The organism is Pseudothauera nasutitermitis (assembly GCF_004801295.1).
Classification (GTDB): Bacteria; Pseudomonadota; Gammaproteobacteria; order Burkholderiales; family Rhodocyclaceae; genus Pseudothauera; species Pseudothauera nasutitermitis.
This window is the reverse complement of sequence record NZ_SSOC01000005.1, coordinates 310,677-334,769: the sequence shown is the minus strand read 5'-3', so window position 1 is coordinate 334,769 and position 24,093 is coordinate 310,677. Positions and strand designations below refer to the sequence as shown.

Below are 24,093 nucleotides of genomic sequence, written 5' to 3'. Positions count from 1 at the left end.
ACCAAGCGACCGGAACACCATGAACAGCCGAAACGAAGCCCTCTTCCAGCGTGCCCAGCGAACCACCCCCGGCGGGGTCAACTCGCCCGTGCGGGCCTTCCGCTCGGTGGGCGGGGCGCCGCGCTTCCTGGCCCGCGCGGAGGGCGCGCGGGTGTGGGACGCGGACGGCAAGGACTACATCGACTACGTCGGCTCCTGGGGCCCGGCGATCGCCGGCCACGCCCACCCGGCCATCGTCGAGGCGGTGCGTGAGGCGGCCACGCGCGGGCTGTCCTTCGGCGCGCCCACCGAGGCCGAAGTGGACATGGCCGAACTGCTGTGCGAACTGCTGCCCTCGGTCGACATGGTGCGCCTGGTCAGTTCCGGCACCGAGGCCACGATGAGCGCCATCCGCCTGGCGCGCGGGTTCACCGGGCGCGACGCCATCGTCAAGTTCGAAGGCTGCTACCACGGCCATGCCGACAGCCTGCTGGTGAAGGCCGGCTCCGGCCTGCTGACCTTCGGCAACCCGTCTTCCGGCGGCGTGCCGGCGGACTTCGCCAAGCACACCATCGTGCTCGACTACAACGACCTGGCCGGCGTCGAGGAAGTGTTCCAGGCGCGCGGCCACGAGATCGCCGCGATCATCGTCGAGCCGGTGGCCGGCAACATGAACCTGATCAAGCCCGCACCCGGCTTCCTGGAAGGCCTGCGCCGGCTGTGCACCGAGCATGACGCGGTGCTGATCTTCGACGAAGTGATGACGGGTTTTCGCGTCGGCCCGCTGGGCGCGCAGGGCCTGTACGGCATCACCCCGGATCTGACCACGCTGGGCAAGGTGATCGGCGGCGGCATGCCGGTGGGCGCCTTCGGCGGACGCCGCGACATCATGGAAAAGGTCGCCCCGCTGGGCGCGGTGTACCAGGCCGGCACGCTGTCCGGCAGCCCGGTGGCGGTGGCCGCCGGACTGGCCTCGCTGCGCCTGACCCGCGAGCCCGGCTTCTACGAAGGCATCACCGCGCACACCCGCCGGTTGACCGAGGGCCTCGCCGCCGCAGCGCGCGAGGCCGGCGTGACCTTCAGCGCGGATGCCGTGGGCGGCATGTTCGGGGTGTATTTCAGCGCTGCGGTGCCGGCCTCGTTCGCCGACGTGATGGCTTCCGACCGCGAACGCTTCAACCGCTTCTTCCACGCCATGCTGGACGCCGGCCACTACTTCGCGCCGTCGGCTTTCGAGGCCGGCTTCGTCTCGGCGGCGCACGGCGAGGCCGAGATCGACGCCACCGTGGAGGCCGCGCGCAAGGTGTTCGCGGGTCTGGCTGCGTGAGCGAGCGCTTCGACCTGGTCATCGTCGGCGGCGGGCTGGCCGGCGCCAGCCTGGCCGTGGCCCTGCGCGCCAGCCGGCTGTCCATCGCCGTGGTCGAGGCGCGCCCGCCGCGCCGCCCGGAAGGCTGGGACGCGCGGGTGTATGCGGTCAGCCCGGCGAATGCCGAGTTTCTGCGCGCACTGGGGGTCTGGCAGCATCTGGACGCCAGCCGCGTCTGCCCGGTGCACGACATGGCGGTGTACGGCGACGCGGGCGGCCGGCTGGAATTCTCCGCCTACGACAGCGGGCTGGGCGAGTTGGCGTGGATCCTCGAAGCCAGCCTGATGCGGGCGGAGCTGTGGGAAACCCTCAAGCGCCAGCACAACGTCACCCTGCTGTGCCCGGCCACCCCGCGCGCGCTCAGCGTGGAGGACGGTGGCGCGGTGCTGACCCTGGACGACGGGCGCGTGCTGCGCGCCCGCCTGGTGGTGGGCGCGGATGGTGCCGACTCCTGGGTACGCCGCCAGACCGCCGCCATCGAGGCGCGCTTCACGCCCTACGACGAGATGGGCGTGGTGGCCAATTTCCAGTGCGCCCGCCCGCACCGCAATACCGCCTACCAGTGGTTCCGCGAGGACGGCATCCTGGCCTGGCTGCCCTTGCCGGACAATCGCATGTCCATGGTGTGGTCCACGCCCGACCGGCATGCGCACGAACTGCTCGCGCTCGACGGTCCCGCGCTGTGCGCCCGGGTCGCCGAGGCCGGCGGCAACGCGCTGGGCGATTTCGAACTGATCACCCCGGCCGCCGGCTTCGCGCTGCGCCTGATGCGCGTGAATGAGCCCGTGGCGCCACGTGTGGTGCTGGTCGGCGACGCGGCGCACGCCATTCACCCGCTGTCCGGGCACGGCATCAACCTGGGTTTCCAGGATGCCCGCGTGCTGGCCGAGGTGCTCGGCGCGCTGCCGTCCTGGCGCGATCCCGGCGAACTGGGCGCGCTGCGCGCCTACGCCCGCGCGCGCGCCGAGGAGCCGCTGCTCATGCAATACACCACCCATGCGCTGAACCGCCTGTTCAACCAGCGCAACCCCCTGCTGGCCGGCGTGCGCAATTTCGGCTTGAACCTCACCAATGCCCTGCCAGTCGTACGCAATGCGCTGATCCGCTATGCGGTGAATGGGCGTTTCTAGAAAAGAACCTACCGGAGAATTCGATGCAGCACGCTTTGTTCCGTCCCGCCGTGCTGGCGGCCGCCCTGTTCGCCAGCACGCTGGCGCACGCCTCCAACGATGCCGTGAAGGCCGGCGTGGAAACTTTCCTCGGCTCGCCGGTCGTCGAATCCGTCACCGCCACGCCCTACGGTGGCCTGTATGAAGTGGTGCTGACCTCCGGCGAACTGGTATATACCGACGCCAAGGTCGGCTTCATCATCGACGGCAACATCATCGACGCCAAGCTGCGCCGCGACGTGACCCGCGAGCGCCTCAACGAGCTGGCCGCCATCGACTTCGGCACCCTGCCGCTCGATCAGGCGATCAAGCAGGTGAAGGGCGACGGCAAGCGCGTGCTGGTGAGCTTCGAGGATCCCAACTGCGGCTACTGCAAGCGCCTTGGCAAGGATCTGGCGAAGATGGACGACGTGACCATCTACACCTTCCTGTACCCGATCCTGAGTCCGGATTCCGTCGAGAAGTCGCGCAACATCTGGTGCGCCAAGGATCGCGCGCAGGCGTGGAACGACTGGATCGTCGATGGCAAGACGCCGGCTCAGGCCGAGTGCGACAGTAGCGTCGTCGACCGCAACGTGGCCTTTGGCCAGCAGTTGCGCATCAGCGGCACGCCGACGATGTTCCTTGCCGACGGTTCGCGCATCGGCGGCTATCTGCCGCCGGCCGAACTGGAGCGTCTGCTGGCCGCGGCCTCCGCGCGCTGAGCTTTTCAGGCGGTATCCGCCGACAGGCAAGGCCCCCGGATGGGGGCCTTGCCGCGTTTACGGGGCCGGTGGCGTGACGCCGTGCGGCAGCAGCACCCACATGCGGCCCTGCTGGCGCATGCGTCCCGCGCGCGCGCCGGCCTCCGCGCCGAAGCCCCAGAAGAAGTCCGCGCGCACCGCGCCCTTGATTGCCCCGCCGGTGTCCTGCGCCATCATCAGGCGGTGCAACGGGCGCTCGGAGAGCGGATAGGTGGTGGACAGGAACACCGGTGCGCCGAGCGGCACGAAGCGCGGATCGATGGCGATGCTGCGCTCGTCGGTGAGCGGCACACCGAGTGCGCCCAGCGGCCCGCCCTCGGCGTGCGGCAGGATGCGGAAGAACACGTAGCTCGGATTGCTGTTGAGCAGTTCCGAGAGGCGCTGCGGATTGCGCCGCGCCCAGTCCTTGATGCCCTGCATCGACGCCTTGTCCAGCGTCAGTTCGCCCTGCGCCACCAGCCAGCGGCCGATGGAGGCGTAGGGGTGGCCGTTCTGGTCAGCGTAGCCGATGCGCACCCGGCTGCCGTCCGGCAGCTGCACGCGGCCGGAGCCCTGCACCTGCAGGAAGAACAGGTCGATGGCGTCCTCCGCCCACAGCAGCACCGGCGCGGGCAGCGCGTCGCCGCGCTGTTCGAGTTCCGCGCGCGAGAAGTAGGGCACCACCCGGTTGCCTTCCAGGCGGCCGCGCAGGCGCATGTTCTTGAGTTCCGGGTACTGCTCGCCGAGATCGACGATGAGCATGTCGCCGGGCACGCCGTGGATGGGCCAGCGGTAGCGCGCGCCGTGCTCGCGGCTGCCCTGGATCAGCGGCTCGTAATAGCCGGTGACCAGGCCTTCCGCGCTGCCGTCCGGGTTGACCGCCTGCCAGGGCACGAAATGGCGTTCGAAGAACACCCGCGCGGCCTCCGCGCCCGGGGGGCGGCCGAGTGCGCGGGCCGCCTCGCAGACCGCCTGCCAGCCATCGCGGCGCGCCAGCGCGTCGCACGAGGCCAGCAGCGCCGGCCACGCGGCGGCGTGATCGTCGGCGCGCCAGTCCGCCAGCGCGCTCCATTCGGCGCGCTGCAAGGGCTTGGGTGCGGCGGGCGTGGCCGGGGGCTGCGGTTCGACGCTGGGGCAGACCGGACACGCCGGGCAGGGCGTGGGCTTGGGGCAGGACAGCGGCTCGGCGCCACCGGCTACCGCCGCAACGCTCGGCGTGGAGGGCTGGGTGGCGCAGCCGGCGAGTATGGCGGCCAGTGCGAGCGCGGCCAGCGGCAGGCCGGACGGACGGGAGGGGAGGAAGGTCATCGGACGGGGCTTCGTCGGGTTACACTCGGGGCGGAAACGCCAGTATACCGGTGCGCGCAGGCACGGCCACGGACGGCGTCGTTTCACGGAGAAGGGTAATGTGGGTGATTTTTCTGGAGCTGGGTCTGGCGCTTGCGCTGGTGTCCATCGTCCTGTGGGCGACCTGGCCGAGAAAACACCGCGACGATCAGGATCAGCAGGCAGAAGATGAGTAAATCGCAACAACCCGGGGCGCCGGCCGAAGCGGCCGGCATGGCGCAGTTCGCGCGTCTGATCGAGCGTGCCGAACGCGTGCTGGCGCGCCTGGAGGCCACCCTGCCGGGGCCTGCCGAGGCGCCCGACTGGAAGGCCTCCACCGCCTTCCGCTGGCGCCGCCGCCATGGCCGCGCCGAGTTGCAGCCGGTGAGCCATCCGCACACCATCCGGCTCGCCGATCTGCAGGACATCGGTGACCAGAAGCGCCGCATCGACGACAACACCCGCCAGTTCCTCGCCGGCCGGCGTGCCAACAACGTGCTGCTGACCGGCGCGCGCGGCACCGGCAAATCCTCGCTGGTGAAGGCCGTGCTGGCCGAGTACGCTGGACGCGGGCTGCGCCTGATCGAGGTCGACAAATCCGACCTGGTCGATCTGCCGGACATCGTCGAATTGCTGAACGGCCGGCCGGAACGCTTCATCCTGTTCTGCGACGATCTGTCCTTCGAGGAAGGCGAGGCCGCCTACAAGGCCTTGAAGAGCGTGCTGGACGGTTCGGTCGCCGCGGTGCCGGACAACGTGCTGGTGTATGCCACCTCCAACCGCCGCCACCTGATGCCGGAGTACCACGCCGAGAACCTGGAGGCGCGCCACGTCAATGGCGAGATCCATCCGGGCGAGGCCACCGAGGAGAAGATTTCGCTGTCCGAGCGTTTCGGCCTGTGGGTATCGTTCTACCCGTTCAGCCAGGACGAGTACCTGTCCATCGTGGCGCACTGGCTGCGCGCATTCGGCCTGAAGCCCAAGGCCATCGAGCGGGCCCGCCAGGAGGCCCTGCAATGGGCGCTGATGCGCGGCTCGCGTTCGGGCCGGGTGGCCTGGCAGTTCGCCCGCGACCATGCGGGCCGGTTGACGGAGTGAGGCGGTGAAGAAGGTCGTGGACGTGTCGGCCGGGGTGATTACCCGGCCGGATGGCAGCTTCCTGCTCGGCCAGCGTGCGCCGGGCACCTTCTACCCGGGCTACTGGGAGTTTCCCGGCGGCAAGGTGGAAGCCGGCGAAACCCCGGCCGCCGCGCTGGCGCGCGAACTGGACGAGGAGCTCGGCATCCGCGCGCAGGTGCTGCACCCCTGGCTGATGCGCGAGCACCACTATGAGCACGCCCACGTGCGCCTGCATTTCTTCGAGGTGCCGGTGTGGTCGGGCGAAATCAACGACCACGTGCATAGCGCGCTGGCCTGGCAGCGCGCAGACCACCTGGAAGTGGCGCCGATGTTGCCGGCCAACGGGCCGATCCTGAAGGCCTTGCGCCTGCCGCGCACCATGGGCATCACCCACGCCGGCGAGATCGGTGTGGACGCCCAGCTGGCCGCGCTCGACGCCGCGCTGGCCGATGGCCTGCGCCTGGTGCAGATCCGCGAACCGGGGCTGGACGCCGCCGCGCGGGCCGCGTTCGCCGCCGAGGCGGTGCGGCGTGCGCAGGCTGCGGGCGCGCTGGCGCTGGTCAATGGCGATGTGGAACTGGCGCTGCGCTGCGCCGCCGACGGGGTGCATCTGCCCGCCGCGCAACTGGCCGCGCTCGGCGCGCGCCCGGACCTGCCCTGGGTGGGCGCTTCCTGCCACACCCGCGCCGAACTGGAACGTGCGGCGGCGCTGGCGCTGGATTACGCGGTGCTCGGCGCGGTGCGCGCGACGCCCACGCATCCGGACCAGCCCGCGCTCGGCTGGGAAGGCTTCAGCGCGCTGGCGGCGGAATTGCCGCTGCCGGTGCTCGCCCTGGGCGGGCTGGGTGCGGCGGACATGGCTGCCGCGCGCGCGGCGGGCGCGCATGGCATCGCGGCGATTCGCGGGGTGTGGGGCGCGGCGCGCTGAGCCATCCGGCGCGCGGGGCGCGGCGTGGCGCTCAGCTGCGCCCTTCGTCGTCGTCGGGCGGGGCTTCGGCGGCCACCCGGTAGCTCTCCGAGGCCCAGGCGCCCAGATCGATCTGCCGGCAGCGTTCGGAGCAGAACGGGCGGAAGCGGTTTTCCGTCTTCCATTCGATGGCCTTGCCGCAGTTGGGGCACTTCACCGTGCGGGGCGTCCTGGGTTCGGGCATGTCTTCATCCGGTCGGCGGTGGGTGAGGCGGCCGGGGCATTGCGCGCCCGCGTGCCGGAGTCCGACATGGTACATGAGGCGTGCCGCGCGCTCGTACTGCGCCGGTCCACCGGCGTGCAGCGCAGTGGCTCAGAGCCGCGAGGCGAAGCGTTCGCGCAGCCGCCCGAGCATGCCGACCAGGCCGTTGACCGTGGCGCGTTCCTGTTCGTCGCGCGGCGCCTCGGGGGTGCGCGGCACGGCGATGTGCGGCTGCAGCTGCCAGTGCCGGCTCTGGGTGACGGCGGCGTGCAGCGCGCGTTCGAACAGCTTCACGCTGACCGGCTTGAGCACGTAGCGGAAGATGCGCGCCTGGTTGATGAGGGTGAGCAGCGCCTGGGTGTCCTGGTAGGGCGTGGTGACGATGGTGAGCGCCTGCGGGCGGGCCTGGGCGAGCGATTTGAGCAGCGGTGACAGGGCGCGTTCGCCGAGGCGCAGGTCGCTGATGAGGATGTCGACGTGCTCGCGGTTGAGCAGGGCGACCGCCTCGTCCAGCCGGCTGGCGCGGTACAGGTGGTGGCCGCCCAGTGCGCACAGTTCCAGCACGCGGGCTTCGATCACCGGGTCGCTGTCGAGCAGCAGGATGCCGACGTTGCGCGTGGGGGCGTCGCTGGCGGAGGCGTCGTTGGCCGGCGGCGCGGCGCGCTGCAGCCGGCTCTGCTCGGCGGCCTGGGCGATGGTCTGCGCCATTTCCTGCGGATTCCAGGGCTTGGTCAGGTAGCGGAAGATCTCACCGTCGTTGAGGGCCTGCACGGCGGCGTCCAGGTCGGAATAGCCGGTGAGCAGGATGCGTACGCTGGCCGGCTGCAGGGTGCGTGCGCGGGCGAGCAGTTCGGCGCCGTTCATGCCGGGCATGCGCTGGTCGCTCACCAGGATGTCGATGCGCTCGTTGCGCAGGGTTTCCAGCGCCAGCTGCGGATCGTTCTGGGTGATCACCTCGTAGTCGCGGCGGAATTGCAGGGCCAGACTGCGCAGGATGCGGCTTTCGTCGTCGACGAACATCAGGCGGATCGGGGGGCGGGGTTCAGACATGTTCGGCCTCGCGCGGAGAGGGGGCGTCAACGGGGCTATCCGCCTCGGCGGTGTGGGCGGCGCGCTGCAGCGGCAGGGCGATCAGGAAGCGGGTGCCGCGCCCCGGCCGGGAGGCCACGCGGATGCTGCCGCCGTGGTCGCGGATGATGCGGTAGCAGATCGACAGGCCCAGCCCGGTGCCTTCACCGACCGGCTTGGTGGTGAAGAAGGGGTCGAAGATGCGTTCGAGCACCTCGGGGGGCATGCCCTTGCCGTTGTCCTCGACCGACAGCAGCACCCGCGCGTCCTCCGCCCAGGTCTTGATCAGGATGACGCCGTCGCCGTCCATGGCCTGGGCGGCGTTGTTGAGCAGGTTGAGCAGCACCTGGTTGATCTGCGAGGGCGCGCAGCGCAGCGGCGGCAGGGCCTGCAGCTGCTGGCGGACCTCGACGCGGTTCTTCAGGTTGTTGCGCGCGATCAGCAGCGCGGCGCGCACGCAGTCGTTGAGGTCGACGTCGTCGCTGGGGGCGCGGTCGAGGCGCGAGAAGTCCTTCAGCCCCTTCACCAGTTCGGAGATCTGTTCCAGGCCGTAGCCGGTGTCGTCGAGCAACTGGCGCAGGTCGTCGGCCAGGGTGTCGGCGTCGGCCTCGCGGCGGGCCTGCTCGGCGGCTTCGAAGGCGCGTGCCACGGCCTCCTCGTCGCCGGCCGGATCAGTCAGGCAGGCGGCCAGGCGGGCCAGCGCGTCGTTGAGGGCGAACAGCGGCTCGCTCAGCGCGCGGATCAGCTCCACGTTGTTGCCGACGTAGCCCAGCGGCGTGTTGAGTTCGTGGGCGATGCCCGCCACCATCTGGCCCAGCGAGGCCATCTTTTCCGATTGCACCAGCTGGGCCTGCGAACGTTTCAGGTCTTCTAGCGTGCGGTGCAGCGCGCGGTTGCGCTGCACCAGGCGGTCTTCCATGGCCTTCAGCAACTGGGGCACGGTGCCGATGCCGCGGTAGCGGCCGGCTTCATCGACCAGGATGAAATCCTCGGTGACCGGGTAGCTCAGCCGGGTCGTGACCTGCGTGGCGGCTTCCTCGAACGGCGTGTCGATGCGCAGCACCAGGGGCGCGGGGTTCATCACCTCGCTGACCGGCTGAGTGCCCCACAGCTCGCGCCCGAAGCGGCGCATGAAGATGTCCTGCAGGCGATAGCGGCTGATCAGCCCAAGCGGCTGCCCCGCCGCGTCCGCGACCGGCAGCGACAGGAAGGCCCGGTGTTCGTCCAGCAGGAAGCGCCGGGCGACCTCGTCCACGTTGACCTCGGGCGTGAGCGCTTGCACCGGCTTGAGCAGGCGTTCCAGTTCGCCGACGTCGGCCATGCCGCAAATCCTCGTCGAAGTTCGATGAGGCGGTATTCCAGCACGTTGAGGTTACTGGGGTATTGCGCGGCGGCGGCGTGGGACGCGCCGGCCGCCCGGTGGGCGGCTCAGAGGCTGCAGAAGGTCAGTTCGAAATGCACGTCGCGTTCGGCCAGGCGGGGCCGTGCGAGGGTTTCGGGCATGACGAAGCGGATGTTCAGCGCGTACTTGTTGGCGCTGATTTCCGGCACCACGGCTTCGCCGGGGGCCAGGCTCAGGCGCAGCATCTGCGCGCTGCGCGAGCCCATGGTGAGCTGGTAGGTGCCGCAGCGCGCGAGCTGCTGTTCGGCGCGGCCGCTGGCGCGCAGCAGGCGCAGCACGATGTCCAGGCCGTCGCGGATCGGCGTCATCGGCCCCAGCCAGCCTTCCAGGTCGCGGCGGCGGTGCTCGGCGTCGCGGTTGAGCCAGTAATGGTAGGACGGCAGATCGAACTGGCAGACCCCGCCGGGGATCGAGGCGCGGCTGCGGATGCCCATCAGCCACTCGTTCTCGCGCAGGTACTGGCCGATCTTGCCGGCCATGGCGAGCAGCGAGGACGAGGCCTGCTCGATCTCGTAGAGCGCACCGGACAGCGCCTCCTCGGAGATCGCCGGGTTGTTGCGGTAGCTCATGAGGATCTGGCGCTGGCGTTCCAGTTCCTGCACCAGGTCGACCTTGAGGTCGGCGCGGCTGGCCACTTCGAGGACTTCGAACAGGGTGAGCAGGGCGACGTGATGTTCCTGCGGCGTCTGGCCGCGCAGGAAGTGAGCGATCTTGCGGTAGAGATCCTCAAGACGCAGCAGCGTCCGGACACGCTCGTTCAGCGGATACTCGTAGCTAATCACCGCGCGATGCCTGCAAATGGGGTGGTTTTTCGGTGTCCGCGCGATGATAGCACAGGGTTTGCCGCGTCATCGGGCGGGATCACCGGCGGGCGAGGCCGAGATAGCGGCCGTGCAGGGCGTCGACCTGGGCGTCGAGGGTTTCCAGGGGGCCGGCGTTGTCGATGACGTCGTCGGCGGCGGCCAGGCGTTCGGCGCGGCTGGCCTGCGCGGCCATGATGGCGCGCACCTGCGGCTCGGCGAGGCCGCTGCGCGCCTGCACGCGGGCGATCTGCAGCGCTTCCGGGCAATCGACCACGCACAGGCGGTCGCAGCGCGTGCGCCAGTCGCCGCTTTCCACCAGCAGGGGAACCACCAGCATCACGTAGGGCGTGCGCGCGGCCGCGCACTGGCGGGCGCTCTCGCTGCGGATCAGCGGATGCAGGATGCCTTCGAGGCGCGCGCGCGCGGCCGGGTCGGCGAACACCAGCGCGCGCATGGCGGCACGGTCCAGACTGCCGTCAGCGGCGATCGGTCCGTCGCCGAAGGCCGCGCGCAGGGCCGGCATGGCGGCGCCGTCCGGCGCGGTGAGCGCATGGGCGATGAGGTCGGTATCGACCACGGCCGCGCCGCGCGCGGCGAAGCGTTCGGCCACCGCGCTCTTGCCGCTGCCGATGCCGCCGGTGAGGCCGACGGTCCACGGCCGGGTCACGGCGCGCAGTCCGAGGCCAGGGCCGCGCCCGGCAGATTGCCGGAGCGCCGCAGCGCGTCGAGCTGCGGCTGCGGGCCGCGGATTTCGACGCGATACACGGTGGTGCTGCGCGTGCCCACGCTGGCGCTGCGCACGCGCTGGGCGCGCAGTTGTTCCAGGTGCTGGTTGGCGGCGGCCTCGGTCTTGAAGATGCCCAGCGAAACGGCGTACTGGTTGGGGCCGGGCTCCTGCACGATGAAGAAGTCGGTGACGCCCATGCCGCGCAGTTCGCGCGCCTTGCGCTCGGCATACTCGCGCGTGCCGTCGGGCGGAATGCGCACCCACCAGCCGGCCACCGCTTCGCTGGCCTCGCGGCGTACCGAGAAGTTGGGGGCGTCGAACAGGCGGACCACGGCGTCGGCCAGATCGCCGCCGAGGCCGGAGAACATCATGCAGGCCTGCGGCACCGGCGCGGGAACGGCGGGCGCCTCGGCCGCCACGGGCTGCGGGGCGGGGGCTGCCGGCGTTTCGGGGGCCGGCGCGGGGGGCGTGTCCGGTGCGCTGGGGGCCGGGGGCGCGGAGGGCCGGGGCGTGCCCGGGTCGCCGGCGTCCGCGCCGGAACGCAGCTGGATGCGTTCCGGATGGAGCTGGTTGGTCAGGCGCTCCGGCTCGCCGCGCCGCTCGCGCTCGCCCAGCAGCCCGGTGGACGCGGCGAGCGCCAGCAGGTTGAGCAGGACGAGGATGAGCAGCAGCAGGCGCAGGATGGACATGGCGCGGGGCGTCGTCCGGCGGGCCGTTCAGCCGACCTTGGGCAGGTGGGCGAGCGAGGCCGCCACCGCCTCGGCGGGGTAGTCGTAGTTTTCCAGCTGGCCGCTGAAGTAGCGGTCGTAGGAACTCATGTCGAAATGCCCGTGGCCGGTGAGGTTGAACAGGATGGTCCTGGGTTCGCCGCTGGCCTTGCACTGCAGCGCTTCGTCGATGGCCGCGCGGATGGCGTGGCAGGATTCCGGCGCCGGGATGATGCCCTCGGCGCGGGCGAACTGCACGCCGGCCTCGAAGGTGGCGAGCTGCGGCACTGCCACCGCTTCGATCAGGCCTTCGTGGAAGAGCTGCGAGACCAGCGGAGAATCGCCGTGGTAGCGCAGGCCGCCGGCGTGGATGCCTGGCGGCATGAAGTCGTGGCCCAGGGTGTACATCTTCATCAGCGGGGTGAAGCCGGAGGCGTCGCCGAAGTCGTAAGCGTACTGGCCCTTGGTGAGCGTGGGGCAGGAGGTCGGCTCCACCGCCACGCAGCGCAGGTTCTGCGCGCGCTTGTCGCCGGCCGCCTTGTCGGCCAGGAAGGGGAAGGCGATGCCGCCGAAGCTGGAGCCGCCGCCGCAGGGGCCGAAGATCACGTCCGGGTACAGGCCGATCTTGTCGAACTGCTTCTTGGCTTCCAGGCCGATGATGCTCTGGTGCAGCAGCACGTGGTTGAGCACCGAGCCCAGGGTGTAGTTGGTGTCGGCGCGCCCGGCGGCTTCTTCCACCGCTTCGGAGATGGCCAGACCCAGCGAGCCCTGGTTGTCCGGGTCGCGCGCCAGCGCGTCGCGGCCGGTCTGGGTGAGTTCGGAGGGGCTGGCGTACACCTCGGCGCCCCAGGTCTGCATCATCAGCCGGCGGTAGGGTTTCTGCTGGTAACTGATCCTGACCATGTACACGCGTACTTCCAGGCCGAACATCTGCCCGGCGAAGGCGATCGACGAGCCCCACTGGCCGGCGCCGGTCTCGGTGGTCAGGCGCTGGATGCCGGCCTGCCGGTTGTAGAAGGCCTGCGGCACGGCGGAGTTGGGCTTGTGCGAGCCGGCGGGCGAGACGCCTTCGTTCTTGTAGAAGATCTTCGCCGGGGTGCCCAGCATCCGTTCCAGACGCACCGCACGGATCAGCGGCGCGGGGCGCCACAGGCGGTAGATCTGGCGGACTTCGTCGGGGATGGCGATCCAGCGTTCGGCGCTCATCTCCTGTTCGAGGATGGCGCCGGGGAAGATCGCGCCCATCTGCTCGGGCGTGGCCGGGTTGCCGTCGGGGCCCAGCGGCGGGGCCGGCGGGGTGGGCAGGTCGGCCACCACGTTGTACCAGTGGGTGGGGATCTCGTTTTCGTCGAGCAGGATGCGCGTGGGTTCGGTCATGGTTTGTCTCGGGATGCTTGCGCGGGCCGCGCGTGGTCCGGGGCCGCAGGAGAATCGGGATGGATATTAGCCCATCGACGTGGCCTGCGGGCCGTTGTGCGCGAAGATGGCGAGGCCGTCGAGCACCAGATTGTCCACCCGGCGCAGGGGGACGCGCAGCAGATCGGCGAACTGGCCGGCGCCGCCGCCGGAGAGCAGGCAGAGCGCGTCCGGCTGGCCGGCGATGCGTTCGAACATGCGCTCCACCGCGCCGGCCTGGGCGTGCAGGCAGCCGCTGACGATGGCCTCGGCGGTGGTGCGCGGCACCGGGGTGAAGGCCGCCTCGGCGAGCGGCAGCTGCGCGGTGTTGCCGGCCAGCGCGCGCAGCATCAGATCCATGCCGGGCAGGATCAGCCCGCCTTCGAACAGGCCGTCGGCGTTCATCAGGTTGAGCGTGGTGGCGGTGCCGGCGCATACCACCAGGCAGGGGCCGGTGTGCAGCCGGCGCGCGCCGATCAGCGCGGCCCAGCGATCGGCGCCGAGCTGGGCGGGGTCGAGGTAGCCGTTGCGCACGCCAGCGCAGGATTCGCCGGGCAGCAGCCATTCGATGGGCGGCAGGAGGCCGCGCACGGCATTCTGCAGCACTTCGCCGAGCGCGGCGCCGGCCACGTTGCTGCCGACGATGCGCACGATGCCGGGATGGGCGCGCACCACGCCGGCGAGGCCGCCGGCCCCGGCGTGTTCGAGATCGCCCTCGGCGAGCGTGGTGTCGGCGGGCGCGGCGGCGGCCACCAGCCGCCACTTGATGCGGGTGTTGCCGGCGTCGAGCAGCAGGATCATGGGTCCACCCTCAGGGAAACCTCGCCGGAGAGGATGCGCTGCACGCCGTCCTCGCCGCGGACCAGCAGGGCGCCGTCGTCATCCACGCCGATGCAGGTGCCGCGCGTTTCCACACCTTCGCCGCTGATGCGCACCGGCAGGTCGGCGAACGCGTTGCGCTGCTGCCAGGCCGCGCGCAGGGCGGGGAAGCCCGCGCTGGCGTACACCTCGAAGAGGTCGTGCAGTTCGGCAAGCACGCGGGCGAGCAGTTCCTCGCGCGAGGGCGGGCTGGCGAGCTGGCCGGCGAGATCGGTGATGCCGCCGGGCTGGTCGGGCACCGTGGCGTGCGCCGGCAGGCGCAGGTTGATGCCGATGCCGATCACCGCCGCGGGCGGGCGGCCGCGCATGGGCAGCAGTTCGACGAGGATGCCGGCGAGCTTCTGCCCGTGCACCAGCACGTCGTTGGGCCACTTGAGCTGGATGCCGGCGACGTCGAGCTTTTCCAATGCGCGCGCGAGCGCCAGGCCGGCGGCCAGCGACAGGCCGGCGGGCACCGCGCTGCCGGGGGCGAAGCGCCACAGCGTGGAGAAGGTGAGCCCGGCGCCCGGCCAGGAATGCCAGTTGCGTCCGCGCCGGCCACGTCCGGCGGTCTGCCGTTCGGCGATCAGCACGTGGATGCGGCCGTCTTCGATGGGCGGGCGTTCGACCAGTTCGGTGTTGGTCGATGTGCATTCTTCGACCGTGCGCGGCGCGAAGCGCGCGGCGCGGTGGCCAAGCAGGGCGAGCACGCGTTCGAGGTCGAGCGCTGGACAGGGGATGGAGCCGGTCATCGCAGGGCGTGTGGACGAAAAGCCGGCATTATCTGCGATTGCTGGCGCGCGCGGGCAGGCTGCCGCGATCCGCTTCACCGGGGCGGCGTGGTCTGGAGCCGCAGGGGTTCGACCCGGAAGCCGCGTGCGCGCAGTCCGTCGATCAGGTTGTCCTCGCCGGTCCAGTGCAGGGCGCCGATGCCGACCACCGCATGGGCGGGCCGGTGCTCGGCGAGCCAGGCCTCCAGCCGGTCGAGGATCGGGGTGTTGCGCTCGGTGGCGAGCTTGCGGAACGCGCTCTGCAGTTCGGTGGTGCGCTGGACGGAGCGCTCCGTGATGCGGGCGATGTGGTCGAGGTCGGCGCGCTGGTAGGCGTCCCACATCTGCGCGACGTCGTCGCGGGCCTGGCCGCTGGCGAGGTCGTCCAGGGTGGCGGAGATCAACGCATCGAATTCGGCCGGGGTGAAGCGTTCGATGGCGGCGAGCTGGATTTCCACGCTTTCCAGGCCGGCCACCGTCGCGCCGCGCGGCGCCACCGCGTCGCTCAGGCGCTTTTCCACACTGTCACCGATGGTGAAGCCGGCTTCGGCGAAGGGCAGGATGCCGAGCATGCCGACCAGCATCATCGGACTCATGGCCGATACCGCCTCGGCGGGCATGCCGAAGGGGACGAGCAGTGCGTGTACCCGCCGGAGGGTGTCGGCGGACAGCTTGTCGGCCGCGCTCTCCCCGTCGCGCGCCAGGAAGATCGTGGGGTCGGCGGCGAGGCGGGCTTCTTCCTCCGGCCCCAGTTCGAGCAGCACGGCATCGGCCCGGCCCAGGCGTTCGGGCAGCGGCGCGGGCAGGCCCGCGTAGCCGGGGTGGAGCACGTGGAAGGTGCCGACCAGGGTCAGCTCGATGCCGTCGCGCTCGGCATGCCAGACCGGCTGGGCAAATGCGTGGGGCGCGGCAAGGCCGGCGAGCAGCGCCGTGGCGAGGGGGAGCAGGCGGCGCAGGAGGCGCCGGATCGGATCGTGGCGGGGCATGGTGTCGGTCGTTCCTTCAAGAGCCGGGGTCGGCGGCCTGCATTCTGGCAGATTCTTGCGGAAGACCGGAGGAGGGCGATGCGCATGTCCTGCGGGGGTGGCCATGCGCCCCCGCGCGGGTTGCCTGAGAGCCTGTTCCCGATCTTTTCATGGGGTCCGCAGCCGCCCAAAGTGTTCCGCTCAAGGCGCGCGGCGCAGCCAATACCGGGTGTCTTGGCAAGCCGTGCAACGCAGAGCGGGGCGCTTTGGGCGGCTGCCCTGCCGGTTGCCCCGGCAGACAGGCTGCTGCGGCGTTGCAAATCCTCGCCGGGCCACCAGCCCGCCTGCGGTTTGCGCCTTGCCTCAGCCTGCCTGCCGGGGCAACGGACCCCATGAAAAGATCGGGAACAGACTCTTAGTCCATGCTTTCGTGCCCGCCGCCGCGCTCGTCGTCCATGCCCAGTTCCTGGATCTTGCGGGTGATGGTGTTGCGCCCGATGCCCAGCAGTTGTGCAGCGTCGATGCGCCGTCCGCCGGTGGCGGTGAGCGCGCGGCGGATCAGCGTGCGTTCGAATTCGCGGGTGAGACGGTCGAACACTTCGCCGGGGTGGGTGGCGATCAGCCGGTCGGCCTCGATGCCCAGACCGTCGGTCCAGTTCACCGGGATTTCCTGCTGCGGCTGGTCGCGCATCTCGGGCGGCAGGTCGGCGACTTCCACGGTCTGCCCGGGCGCCATCACGGTGAGCCAGTGGCACAGGTTTTCCAGCTGGCGCACGTTGCCCTGGAAGGGCAGGGCCTGCAGGTACTTGAGGGCCACTTCGGAGATGCGCTTGGGCTCCACGCCGAGGTCCTGTGCGCTTTTCTGCAGGAAGTGGCGCACCAGGATGGGGATGTCCTCGCGGCGTTCGCGCAGCGCCGGCAGGCGCAGGCGGATGACGTTGAGGCGGTGGAACAGATCCTCGCGGAACAGGCCCTGGCGCACCCGGTCTTCCAGGTTCTGGTGGGTGGCGGCGATGACCCGCACGTTGGCCTTGATCGGCTGGTGGCCGCCGACGCGGTAGAAGTGCCCGTCGGACAGCACGCGCAGCAGGCGGGTCTGCAGTTCGGGGGGCATGTCGCCGATTTCGTCGAGGAACAGGGTGCCGCCCTCGGCCTGTTCGAAGCGCCCGCGGCGCTGCGTGGCGGCGCCGGTGAAGGAGCCGCGCTCGTGGCCGAACAGTTCGGATTCCAGCAGGTCGCGCGGGATGGCCGCGGTGTTGATGGCGATGAACGGGGCCTCGCGGCGCGGGCTGTGGCGGTGCAGCGCACGCGCGACGAGTTCCTTGCCGGTGCCCGATTCGCCGTTGATCAGCACGGTGGCATGGGACTGGGAGAGCCGGCCGATGGCGCGGAAGACTTCCTGCATGGAGGGCGCCTGGCCGAGGATTTCCGGCGCGAAGGTGGGCTCCACGTTTGCACCAACTTGGTGCGCGCTCTGGTCGATCGCTCGCCGAACCAGTGCGACGGCCTGATCCACGTCGAAGGGCTTGGGCAGGTATTCGAACGCGCCGCCCTGGAAGGCGGCCACCGCACTCTCCAGGTCGGAGTAGGCGGTCATGATGATCACCGGCAGCTGCGGGTAGCGCGTCTTGACCTTCTGCAGCAGGTCCAGCCCCGATTCGCCCGGCATGCGGATGTCGGAAACCAGCACCTTGGGGGGAGGCTCGTCGTCCAGGGCGGCCAGCGCCTCGCTGGCCGAGGTGAAGCTGCGCTGGGGGATGTCCTCCCGGCCGAGCGCCTTTTCCAGCACCCAGCGGATGGAACGGTCGTCGTCAACGATCCAGACTGTATTCATAAGGCATGCACTATTGTGGTGCGAGCGCTTCCGGCAGGACCGTCAGGATCGCTCGGTGATTGGCAACAGGATGGTGAAGCAGGTGCGCCCGGGCCGGCTTTCCACCTCGATCATCCCCTGGTGCTGCTCGATGAAGCTCTGCGCCAGCGAAAGGCCCAGGCCGCTTCCACCTTCCCGCCCCGAAACCAGCGGATAGAAGATCTTGTCGCAGATTTCTTCCGGGATGCCGGGGCCGTTGTCGATCACTTGCAATTCCAATGCCAGCTTGAAGCGGCGCTTGGCCAGCGTGACCTGGCGGGCCACCCGCGTGCGCAGGCGGATCTCGCCGTGCCCGTCGAGCGCCTGGGCGGCGTTGCGCACGATGTTGAGGATGGCCTGGATGAGTTGTTCGCGGTCGGCGGTGAGCTGCGGCAGGCTGGTGTCGTAGTCGCGCCGCACGCTGAGTTCGGGAAACTCGGCGAGGATCAGCCGGCGCACGCGTTCGAGCACGTCGTGGATGTTGAGCTGGGCCGGACGCATCATCGAGTGCGAGGTGAGCAGGCGGTTCATCAGGTCCTGCAGGCGGTCGGCCTCGGCGATGATCACCTCGGTGTATTCGCGCAGCTGCGGGTCCGCCAGTTCGCGTTCGAGCAGCTGCGCCGAGCCGCGGATGCCGCCCAGCGGATTCTTGATCTCGTGCGCCAGGTTGCGGATCAGTTCGCGGTTGGCCTGCTGCTGCTGGAGCAGCTGCTCTTCGCGCGCCACACGCAGCTGGGCGTCGATGGGGCGGAATTCCAGCAGCAGGCGGATTGCATCGGCTTCCACCGGGCTGACCGTGCAGTCCAGGTGCAGGGCCTCGCCGCCGGGGCGCTGGATGCGCAGATCCTGCCCGGTATAGCTCCAGCTGCTGTGCAGGGCGTTGTACAGCGCCGCCGACAGGCCGGGCGGTTCGCCGAGCAGGCGGGAGAGTGGCTGGCCGACCAGCTTGCGCTGGCTGATGGCGAACAGGTTCTCCGCGCCGGGGTTGAGGTAGCGGATGATCAGCTCGCCGTCGACCAGTACGACGGCGGAAGAGAGCAAGTCCAGCCCGGCGAACGGGCTGGCCATTTCCAGGGGGGCGGTATGTCGGCTCATGGGCGCTGTCTTGGTTGGCCGGAAGTTCCTAGCAAGACACGCGCCAGGAGCATTTATCTGAGGCCGCGCAACTCGCGCTGGATGGCGTCGACGTTGCGCTGGTGCAGTTCCACCTTGTCCTTGTAGGGCTGCAGGCGGTCCAGCACGCGCTGGTAGTTGCGCTCGTTGCCGTGGCGTACGGCCTCCTGCTCGGCCAGCGCACTCTGGCTTTCCTCCAGGGCGCGCTGCTCCTGGGCCAGCTCTTCTTCCAGGATGGCGCGGCGGCGGTCGTCGCGCTCGCGCTGCGAGCCGGGGCTGACGCGCGGGAAATCGTTCGCCGCGGGTTCGCTGGCGGCGGGCGCGGGTACCGAGGAAATCGGCAGGTCCTGCGAAAGCACGGTACAGCCGCTCGAGGCGCCCCGGTCGTTGGTGTAGGTGACGCGCCCTGTGGCGTCCACGCACTTATAGACCTGGGCATGCGCGCTGCCGGCCAGCACGGCGAACAGCAGGGGCAAGAGTCGGAAAGGCATCGGATGGGTCCGTATGGAGTCTGGACGTTGCGGCGGTGATCCGCGCGATCGATTCACCGCACGGTCTGGCAGGAATTAGACTCCATAAAAAAGGGACGGGCAATGCCCGTCCCTTTCGAACGTCATGAAACCGGCGGGATGCCGGATTACAGGCTGTAGTACAGATCGAACTCCACCGGGTGGGTGGTCACGCGCAGGCGGTTCACTTCCTCGGTCTTCAGTTCGATGAAGGCATCGATGAAGTCGTTGGAGAACACGCCGCCGCGGGTCAGGAACTCGCGGTCCTTGTCCAGTTCGGCCAGGGCCTGATCCAGGCTGAAGCAGACGGTCGGGATCTTCGCGTCTTCTTCGGGCGGCAGGTCGTACAGGTTCTTGTCGGCCGGGTCGCCCGGGTGGATCTTGTTCTGGATGCCGTCCAGGCCCGCCATCAGCAGCGCGGCGAAGCACAGGTAGGGGTTGGCGGCCGGATCCGGGAAGCGCGACTCGATGCGGCGGCCCTTCGGGTTGGCGACGTAGGGGATGCGGATGGAAGCCGAACGGTTGCGCGCGGAGTAGGCCAGCTTGATCGGCGCTTCGTAGTGCGGCACCAGACGCTTGTACGAGTTGGTCGACGGGTTGGTGATGGCGTTGAGCGCCTTGGCGTGCTTGATGATGCCGCCGATGTAGTACAGCGCGGTCTCGGACAGGCCGGCGTAGCCGTTGCCGGCGAACAGGTTCTGGCCGTCCTTCCAGATCGACTGGTGCACGTGCATGCCGGAGCCGTTGTCGCCGACGATGGGCTTGGGCATGAAGGTGGCGGTCTTGCCGTACTGGTGCGCGACGTTGTGCACGATGTACTTCAGCGTCTGGGTCCAGTCGGCGCGCTTGGTCAGCGTGCTGAACTTGGTGCCGATCTCGCACTGGCCGGCGTTGGCCACTTCGTGGTGGTGCACTTCCACCGGGATGCCCACGCCTTCCAGCGCCAGACACATGGCGGCGCGGATGTCGTTGAGGCTGTCGACCGGGGGAACCGGGAAGTAGCCGCCCTTGACCTTCGGACGGTGGCCCATGTTGCCGCCTTCGAACTTGTCGGCGGTCGACCAGGCGGCCTCCTCGGAGATCACCTTGCTGTACACGCCGGACATGTCGATGGACCATTCGACGGCGTCGAAGATGAAGAATTCGGGTTCCGGGCCGAAGAAGGCGGTGTCGCCGATGCCGGTGCTCTTCAGGTAGGCCTCGGCGCGCTTGGCGATGGAGCGCGGGTCGCGGTCGTAGCCCTTGCCGTCGGACGGCTCGATCACGTCACACGTCAGCACCAGGGTGGTTTCGTCGTAGAACGGGTCGATGTAGGCGGAGGCGGCGTCCGGCATGAGGATCATGTCGGAGGCCTGGATGCCCTTCCAGCCGGCGATGGACGAACCGTCGAACGGATGGCCGTGCTCGAAGTGCTCTTCTTCGAACGCCGAGACCGGCAGGCCGACGTGCTGTTCCTTGCCGCGGGTGTCGGTGAAACGAAGGTCGATGAAACGCACTTCGTTTTCCTTGATCAGCTTCATGACTTCTTGAGCGTTCATATTCACTCCTGGTGAGATGAGGCGAAATTCGGGTAACGGTCACTCCGTTGCGGCGCTACGAAGCAGCAACCGTGCCATGCATTTCCGGGGCCGTGTGGCATTGTGCCATAAGGGATTTTTCGCGGGCGGGCGGGCTTGATGCACCATTTGTGTGCGCGCTTGAAACCGTATGCCCGCTTATGGTGCGGAATGCACGAAAAACGTCAGGGAACGGTAGGCGGGCGTCCGCTGGAGCAGTTCGTCCACGCGCCTTTTGAGTGCATCCGCGCCCAGGCCGGGGGGCGTGGCAAGCAGCACTTCGACCTCCAGGCGCTCGCCCAGACAATGGATCTGCACGCGCAGCAGCGCCGGGGCGTCGGGGCCCAGCAGGTCGCGCACCTGGGCGAGCACCTCGGCACGCGCGGGCAGCCGGCCGGGCGGCACGCCCTGCAGCGTGCCGTCCTCCTCGGTGTCGATGTGCACCAGCACCTCCTGCACGTCCGGGTGCGCGGCGCGCACCCGCGCATACACCTCGTCGGAGATGCGATGGCCTTCCGACACGGTGATGCGCGGATCGACCATCACGTGCGCGTCGCACAGCACCTTGTCCGCCATGCGCCGGGTGCGCAGATCGTGCAGGCCGGTCACCCCGGGCGTGGCGAGGATGGTCGCGCGCAGGCGGGTGAGTTCCTCTTCCGGCAGCCCGGTATCCACCAGCTCGCGCAGCGCCCGCCAGGCCAGGCGCACGCCCATGTGTACGATCAGGAAGCCCACCAGCGCGGCGGCCAGCGGTTCCAGGAAAGGATAGCCGGCCAGACTGCCGGCGATGCCGAGCGCCACCACCAGAGAGGAAGCGGCGTCCGAGCGCGCATGCCAGGCACTGGCTTCGAGCATGGGTGCGCGCAGGCGGCGCGCGGCGCGCAGGGTGTAGCGGAACAGCAGTTCCTTGGCCAGCAGGGTGAACAGCGCCATGCCGAGCGCCACGCCGTGCACTTCCGGCAGCGCGTCGATGTCCTGCAGGCGGATGCCGGAACTCCACAGGAAGCCCAGGCCCACGCAGACCAGCACCAGCCCGAGCGCGAGCGAGGTGGCGGTTTCGATGCGTCCGTGGCCGTAGGGGTGTGCCTGATCCGCCGGTTCGGCGCCGCGCCGCGCGGCGAACAGCACCATGACGTCGGTGAACAGATCCGACAAGGTGTGCGCGGCATCGGCCACCAGACTGAAGGCGTTGGCCGCCAGCCCGATCAGCACCTGGCCGACGGCCAGCGAGGCGTTGGTGACGATGGCCACCAGGGTGACGCGCTGGATGGCGTCGGCGCGTGCCGGCGTGGCGGAGGGCGGGGGAGGGGAAAGGGTTGCCATGTATGGAGACGCGGCCCGCGGGTATACTTCGGGGTTTGAAAGCCCGATTCTAGCCGGACAGCGACCATGACCAGCCTATCCGACCTGCTGCAGCTTGCCGCCCAGCGCGCGCGCGACCTGAACCTGCCCTACCAGGGCGCCCTGACCCCGCGCGAAGCCGCGGAAGTGTGGCGGCTCGCACCCGGTGCCCGGCTGGTCGACGTGCGCACGCGCGCCGAATGGGACTGGGTGGGCCGCGTGCCGGGTGCCGTGGAAATCGAGTGGCAGACCTGGCCCGGCATGCAGCCCAACCCCAATTTCATCGCGCAGCTGCGCCAGCAGGTCGATGCGGAAGCGCTGGTGCTGTTCCTGTGCCGCTCCGGTGTGCGCTCCAAGGCCGCCGCGAGCGCCGCGGTGCAGGCCGGCTATGCCAACTGCTACAACGTCCTCGAAGGCTTCGAGGGCGACAAGGACGCCAACGGCCAGCGCAACCGCGTCGGCGGCTGGCGGCACGCGGGCCTGCCCTGGCAGCAGGGCTGAAGACCCGCGCCCACTCCAAACCGAGCCAACCGAGCCAGAGAACCATGCAAGTCGCGACCATCGCCTTCGACCGCTTCAACACCCTGCGCGACGACGAGGCGCAGGAACGCATCCGCGCCGCGCGCGCGCGCCTGGGCAACAAGGCCGTGCTGCTGTGCCACCATTACCAGCGCGCGGACGTCTACCAGCACGCCGACCTCACCGGCGATTCGCTCAAGCTCGCCCGCCTGGCCTCGCAGACCGATGCCGAGTTCATCGTGTTCTGCGGCGTGCATTTCATGGCCGAAGTGGCGGACATCATGTCCAAGCCCGAACAGACCGCCATCCTGCCCGACCTGGCGGCGGGCTGTTCGATGGCCGACATGGCCAACCTCGCCAAGGTGGAGCGCTGCTGGCGCGAACTCACCGAGGTGCTCGGCAGGCCGGACGAGATCATCACCCCGGTCACCTACATCAACTCCGCCGCCGACCTGAAGGCCTTCTGCGGCGAGCACGGCGGCATCGTCTGTACCTCCACCAACGCGCCGACCATTCTCGACTGGGCCTTCACCCAGCGCGACAAGGTGCTGTTCTTCCCTGACCAGCACCTGGGCCGGTGGACCGGCTACAAGAAGGGCATCCCGCTCGACGAGATGGTGGTGTGGGACCCGGACCTGGAATACGGCGGCCTCACCCCGGAGCAGATCGCCAAGGCCAAGATCCTGCTGTGGAAGGGCCACTGCTCGGTGCACCAGATGTTCCAGGAAAGCCACATCCGCCGCTGGCGCATGCAGCACCCGGACGGCTTCGTGATCTCCCACCCGGAGAGCAACCTGGACGTGTGCATCCATTCCGACTACGTCGGCTCCACCGAGTACATCCTCAAGACCATCACCGCCGCGCCGCCCAACACGCATTGGCTGGTGGGCACCGAGCTGAATCTGGTCAACCGCCTGGCGGAGGAGTTGAAACCGCAGGGCAAGGTCGTCCAGTTCATGGCGCCCACCGTGTGCATGTGCTCCACCATGCAGCGCATCGACCCGCAGCACCTGGCCTGGACGCTGGAAAACCTGGCCGACGGCAACGTGGTCAACGCCATCCGCGTGCCGCCGCACGAGGCCGAACTGGCCAAGGTGGCGCTGGAGCGCATGCTCGCGGTGTCCTGAATCCGGAGGCACACAACGAAAGGGGGCGGTTTCCCGTGCGGAAACCGCCCCCTTCCGTGTTCAGCGCCGTCTCAGTTCTTCGGCCACAGGATCATCTGCGTGCAGCGGAACAGTGCGATGGTGCGTCCGGTGGCCTCGTCGCTCACTGTCGCGTCCCATACCTGGGTGGTGCGTCCCAGGTGCTGGGCGCTGGCCACGCAGCGGATCGCGCCTTCGCGCACCGTGCCCAGATGGTTGCTCTTCAGTTCGATGGTGGTGAAGGACTGCGCGCCGTCCGGCAGATGCGCGATGGTGGCGTAGCCGCAGGAGGTGTCGGCCAGCGCCACCACGCTGGCGGCGTGCAGGAACTCGTTGGGCGCCAGGTGCAGCCGCTTCACCGGCATGCGGCTTTCCAGCGTGCGTTCCGCCAGGCGGAGGATTTCGATGCCCAGGTAGCCGGGCAGGTATTCGCCGGCGCGTTCGTTGAATGCAGCAGCGTCGAAGTCGGGGCGCAGAGCGCTCATGGCGGGGTCTCCTCTCGTTGTGGTGGTC

General features: G+C 69.6%; 24 protein-coding genes. 7 read left to right on the top strand and 17 right to left on the bottom strand.

All coding sequences use genetic code 11. The annotated features are described in order from the left end of the window. Positions 1 to 19 precede the first annotated feature (19 nt). From hemL to E6C76_RS14745, 3 genes are read left to right on the top strand one after another with little or no spacing between them, the layout of a single operon-like run. Positions 20 to 1,306 carry a glutamate-1-semialdehyde 2,1-aminomutase gene (hemL, locus tag E6C76_RS14755; RefSeq protein ID WP_136348998.1) on the top strand — a complete coding sequence of 429 codons (1,287 nt, stop codon included), beginning with the start codon at positions 20 to 22 and terminating at the stop codon, positions 1,304 to 1,306. After that, positions 1,303 to 2,475: a UbiH/UbiF family hydroxylase gene (locus E6C76_RS14750; RefSeq protein WP_136348997.1), complete on the top strand. Its 1,173-nt coding sequence runs from the start codon at positions 1,303 to 1,305 to the stop codon at positions 2,473 to 2,475. The genes hemL and E6C76_RS14750 overlap by 4 nt, the downstream gene beginning before the upstream one ends. A 23-nt stretch (positions 2,476 to 2,498) precedes the next feature. Beyond that, positions 2,499 to 3,218, top strand: coding sequence for a DsbC family protein (locus E6C76_RS14745; RefSeq protein ID WP_136348996.1), 720 nt, complete (start codon positions 2,499 to 2,501; stop codon positions 3,216 to 3,218). A 57-nt stretch (positions 3,219 to 3,275) separates the two neighbouring features. Here the strand turns inward: E6C76_RS14745 and mltA are convergent, their stop codons facing one another. Further along, complete coding sequence (gene mltA / locus E6C76_RS14740) at positions 3,276 to 4,544, bottom strand: murein transglycosylase A (RefSeq protein WP_211090234.1); 1,269 nt, start codon at positions 4,542 to 4,544, stop codon at positions 3,276 to 3,278. Between the two features lie 252 nt (positions 4,545 to 4,796). On the opposite strand from mltA, the gene E6C76_RS14735 reads away from it, so the two are divergent. After that, a complete protein-coding gene (locus tag E6C76_RS14735; RefSeq protein ID WP_136349242.1) occupies positions 4,797 to 5,660 on the top strand; it encodes an ATP-binding protein in 864 nt (287 codons plus the stop codon). 4 nt (positions 5,661 to 5,664) lie between these two features. Further along, a complete protein-coding gene (locus E6C76_RS14730) occupies positions 5,665 to 6,609 on the top strand; it encodes a Nudix family hydrolase (RefSeq protein WP_136348995.1) in 945 nt (314 codons plus the stop codon). 31 nt (positions 6,610 to 6,640) lie between these two features. Here the strand turns inward: E6C76_RS14730 and E6C76_RS14725 are convergent, their stop codons facing one another. From E6C76_RS14725 to E6C76_RS14655, 15 genes are all read right to left on the bottom strand, one after another. Beyond that, on the bottom strand, positions 6,641 to 6,832 hold the full coding sequence (locus E6C76_RS14725; RefSeq protein WP_136348994.1) for a DNA gyrase inhibitor YacG: 192 nt from the start codon (positions 6,830 to 6,832) through the stop codon (positions 6,641 to 6,643). A gap of 129 nt (positions 6,833 to 6,961) precedes the next feature. Next, positions 6,962 to 7,900 (bottom strand): response regulator, encoded by a 939-nt coding sequence (locus tag E6C76_RS14720; RefSeq protein ID WP_136348993.1) that lies wholly within the window; start codon positions 7,898 to 7,900, stop codon positions 6,962 to 6,964. After that, a complete protein-coding gene (locus tag E6C76_RS14715) occupies positions 7,893 to 9,239 on the bottom strand; it encodes a sensor histidine kinase (RefSeq protein ID WP_136348992.1) in 1,347 nt (448 codons plus the stop codon). Before E6C76_RS14715 ends, E6C76_RS14720 begins: the two co-directional genes overlap by 8 nt. 107 nt (positions 9,240 to 9,346) lie before the next feature. Further along, on the bottom strand, positions 9,347 to 10,102 hold the full coding sequence (zapD, locus tag E6C76_RS14710; protein ID WP_136348991.1) for a cell division protein ZapD: 756 nt from the start codon (positions 10,100 to 10,102) through the stop codon (positions 9,347 to 9,349). Between the two features lie 79 nt (positions 10,103 to 10,181). Next, a complete protein-coding gene (gene coaE, locus E6C76_RS14705; RefSeq protein WP_136348990.1) occupies positions 10,182 to 10,790 on the bottom strand; it encodes a dephospho-CoA kinase in 609 nt (202 codons plus the stop codon). After that, on the bottom strand, positions 10,787 to 11,539 hold the full coding sequence (locus tag E6C76_RS14700) for an SPOR domain-containing protein (protein ID WP_136348989.1): 753 nt from the start codon (positions 11,537 to 11,539) through the stop codon (positions 10,787 to 10,789). Before E6C76_RS14700 ends, coaE begins: the two co-directional genes overlap by 4 nt. A 27-nt stretch (positions 11,540 to 11,566) precedes the next feature. Next, positions 11,567 to 12,934, bottom strand: a complete 1,368-nt coding sequence (locus E6C76_RS14695; RefSeq protein ID WP_136348988.1) for a TrpB-like pyridoxal phosphate-dependent enzyme — start codon at positions 12,932 to 12,934, stop codon at positions 11,567 to 11,569. 66 nt (positions 12,935 to 13,000) lie between these two features. Then, a complete protein-coding gene (locus tag E6C76_RS14690) occupies positions 13,001 to 13,753 on the bottom strand; it encodes a type III pantothenate kinase (RefSeq protein ID WP_136348987.1) in 753 nt (250 codons plus the stop codon). Then, on the bottom strand, positions 13,750 to 14,562 hold the full coding sequence (locus tag E6C76_RS14685) for a biotin--[acetyl-CoA-carboxylase] ligase (protein WP_136348986.1): 813 nt from the start codon (positions 14,560 to 14,562) through the stop codon (positions 13,750 to 13,752). Before E6C76_RS14685 ends, E6C76_RS14690 begins: the two co-directional genes overlap by 4 nt. A gap of 74 nt (positions 14,563 to 14,636) precedes the next feature. Continuing rightward, positions 14,637 to 15,566: a TraB/GumN family protein gene (locus tag E6C76_RS14680; protein ID WP_168734353.1), complete on the bottom strand. Its 930-nt coding sequence runs from the start codon at positions 15,564 to 15,566 to the stop codon at positions 14,637 to 14,639. Between the two features lie 394 nt (positions 15,567 to 15,960). Beyond that, entirely contained in the window at positions 15,961 to 17,379 is a 1,419-nt protein-coding gene (gene ntrC, locus E6C76_RS14675; protein ID WP_136348984.1) for a nitrogen regulation protein NR(I), read from the bottom strand. Positions 17,380 to 17,421: 42 nt separating this feature from the next. Continuing rightward, on the bottom strand, positions 17,422 to 18,492 hold the full coding sequence (gene glnL / locus E6C76_RS14670; RefSeq protein ID WP_136348983.1) for a nitrogen regulation protein NR(II): 1,071 nt from the start codon (positions 18,490 to 18,492) through the stop codon (positions 17,422 to 17,424). A gap of 53 nt (positions 18,493 to 18,545) precedes the next feature. After that, on the bottom strand, positions 18,546 to 19,001 hold the full coding sequence (locus E6C76_RS14665) for a DUF4124 domain-containing protein (RefSeq protein WP_136348982.1): 456 nt from the start codon (positions 18,999 to 19,001) through the stop codon (positions 18,546 to 18,548). Positions 19,002 to 19,147: 146 nt separating this feature from the next. Further along, positions 19,148 to 20,557, bottom strand: a complete 1,410-nt coding sequence (gene glnA / locus E6C76_RS14660; RefSeq protein WP_136348981.1) for a type I glutamate--ammonia ligase — start codon at positions 20,555 to 20,557, stop codon at positions 19,148 to 19,150. Positions 20,558 to 20,734: 177 nt separating this feature from the next. Next, a complete protein-coding gene (locus E6C76_RS14655) occupies positions 20,735 to 21,898 on the bottom strand; it encodes a cation diffusion facilitator family transporter (RefSeq protein WP_136348980.1) in 1,164 nt (387 codons plus the stop codon). Between the two features lie 66 nt (positions 21,899 to 21,964). Between E6C76_RS14655 and E6C76_RS14650 the strand changes: the two genes are divergently transcribed. Next, positions 21,965 to 22,417 (top strand): rhodanese-like domain-containing protein, encoded by a 453-nt coding sequence (locus tag E6C76_RS14650; RefSeq protein ID WP_136348979.1) that lies wholly within the window; start codon positions 21,965 to 21,967, stop codon positions 22,415 to 22,417. 44 nt (positions 22,418 to 22,461) lie between these two features. Further along, positions 22,462 to 23,562 (top strand): quinolinate synthase NadA, encoded by a 1,101-nt coding sequence (gene nadA / locus E6C76_RS14645; protein WP_136348978.1) that lies wholly within the window; start codon positions 22,462 to 22,464, stop codon positions 23,560 to 23,562. A 71-nt stretch (positions 23,563 to 23,633) separates the two neighbouring features. Here nadA and E6C76_RS14640 read toward each other — a convergent pair whose 3' ends face one another. Beyond that, the gene (locus E6C76_RS14640; RefSeq protein ID WP_136348977.1) at positions 23,634 to 24,065 is read right to left on the bottom strand and encodes a PaaI family thioesterase; all 432 of its coding nucleotides are present in this window, start codon (positions 24,063 to 24,065) and stop codon (positions 23,634 to 23,636) included. Positions 24,066 to 24,093: the final 28 nt, after the last annotated feature.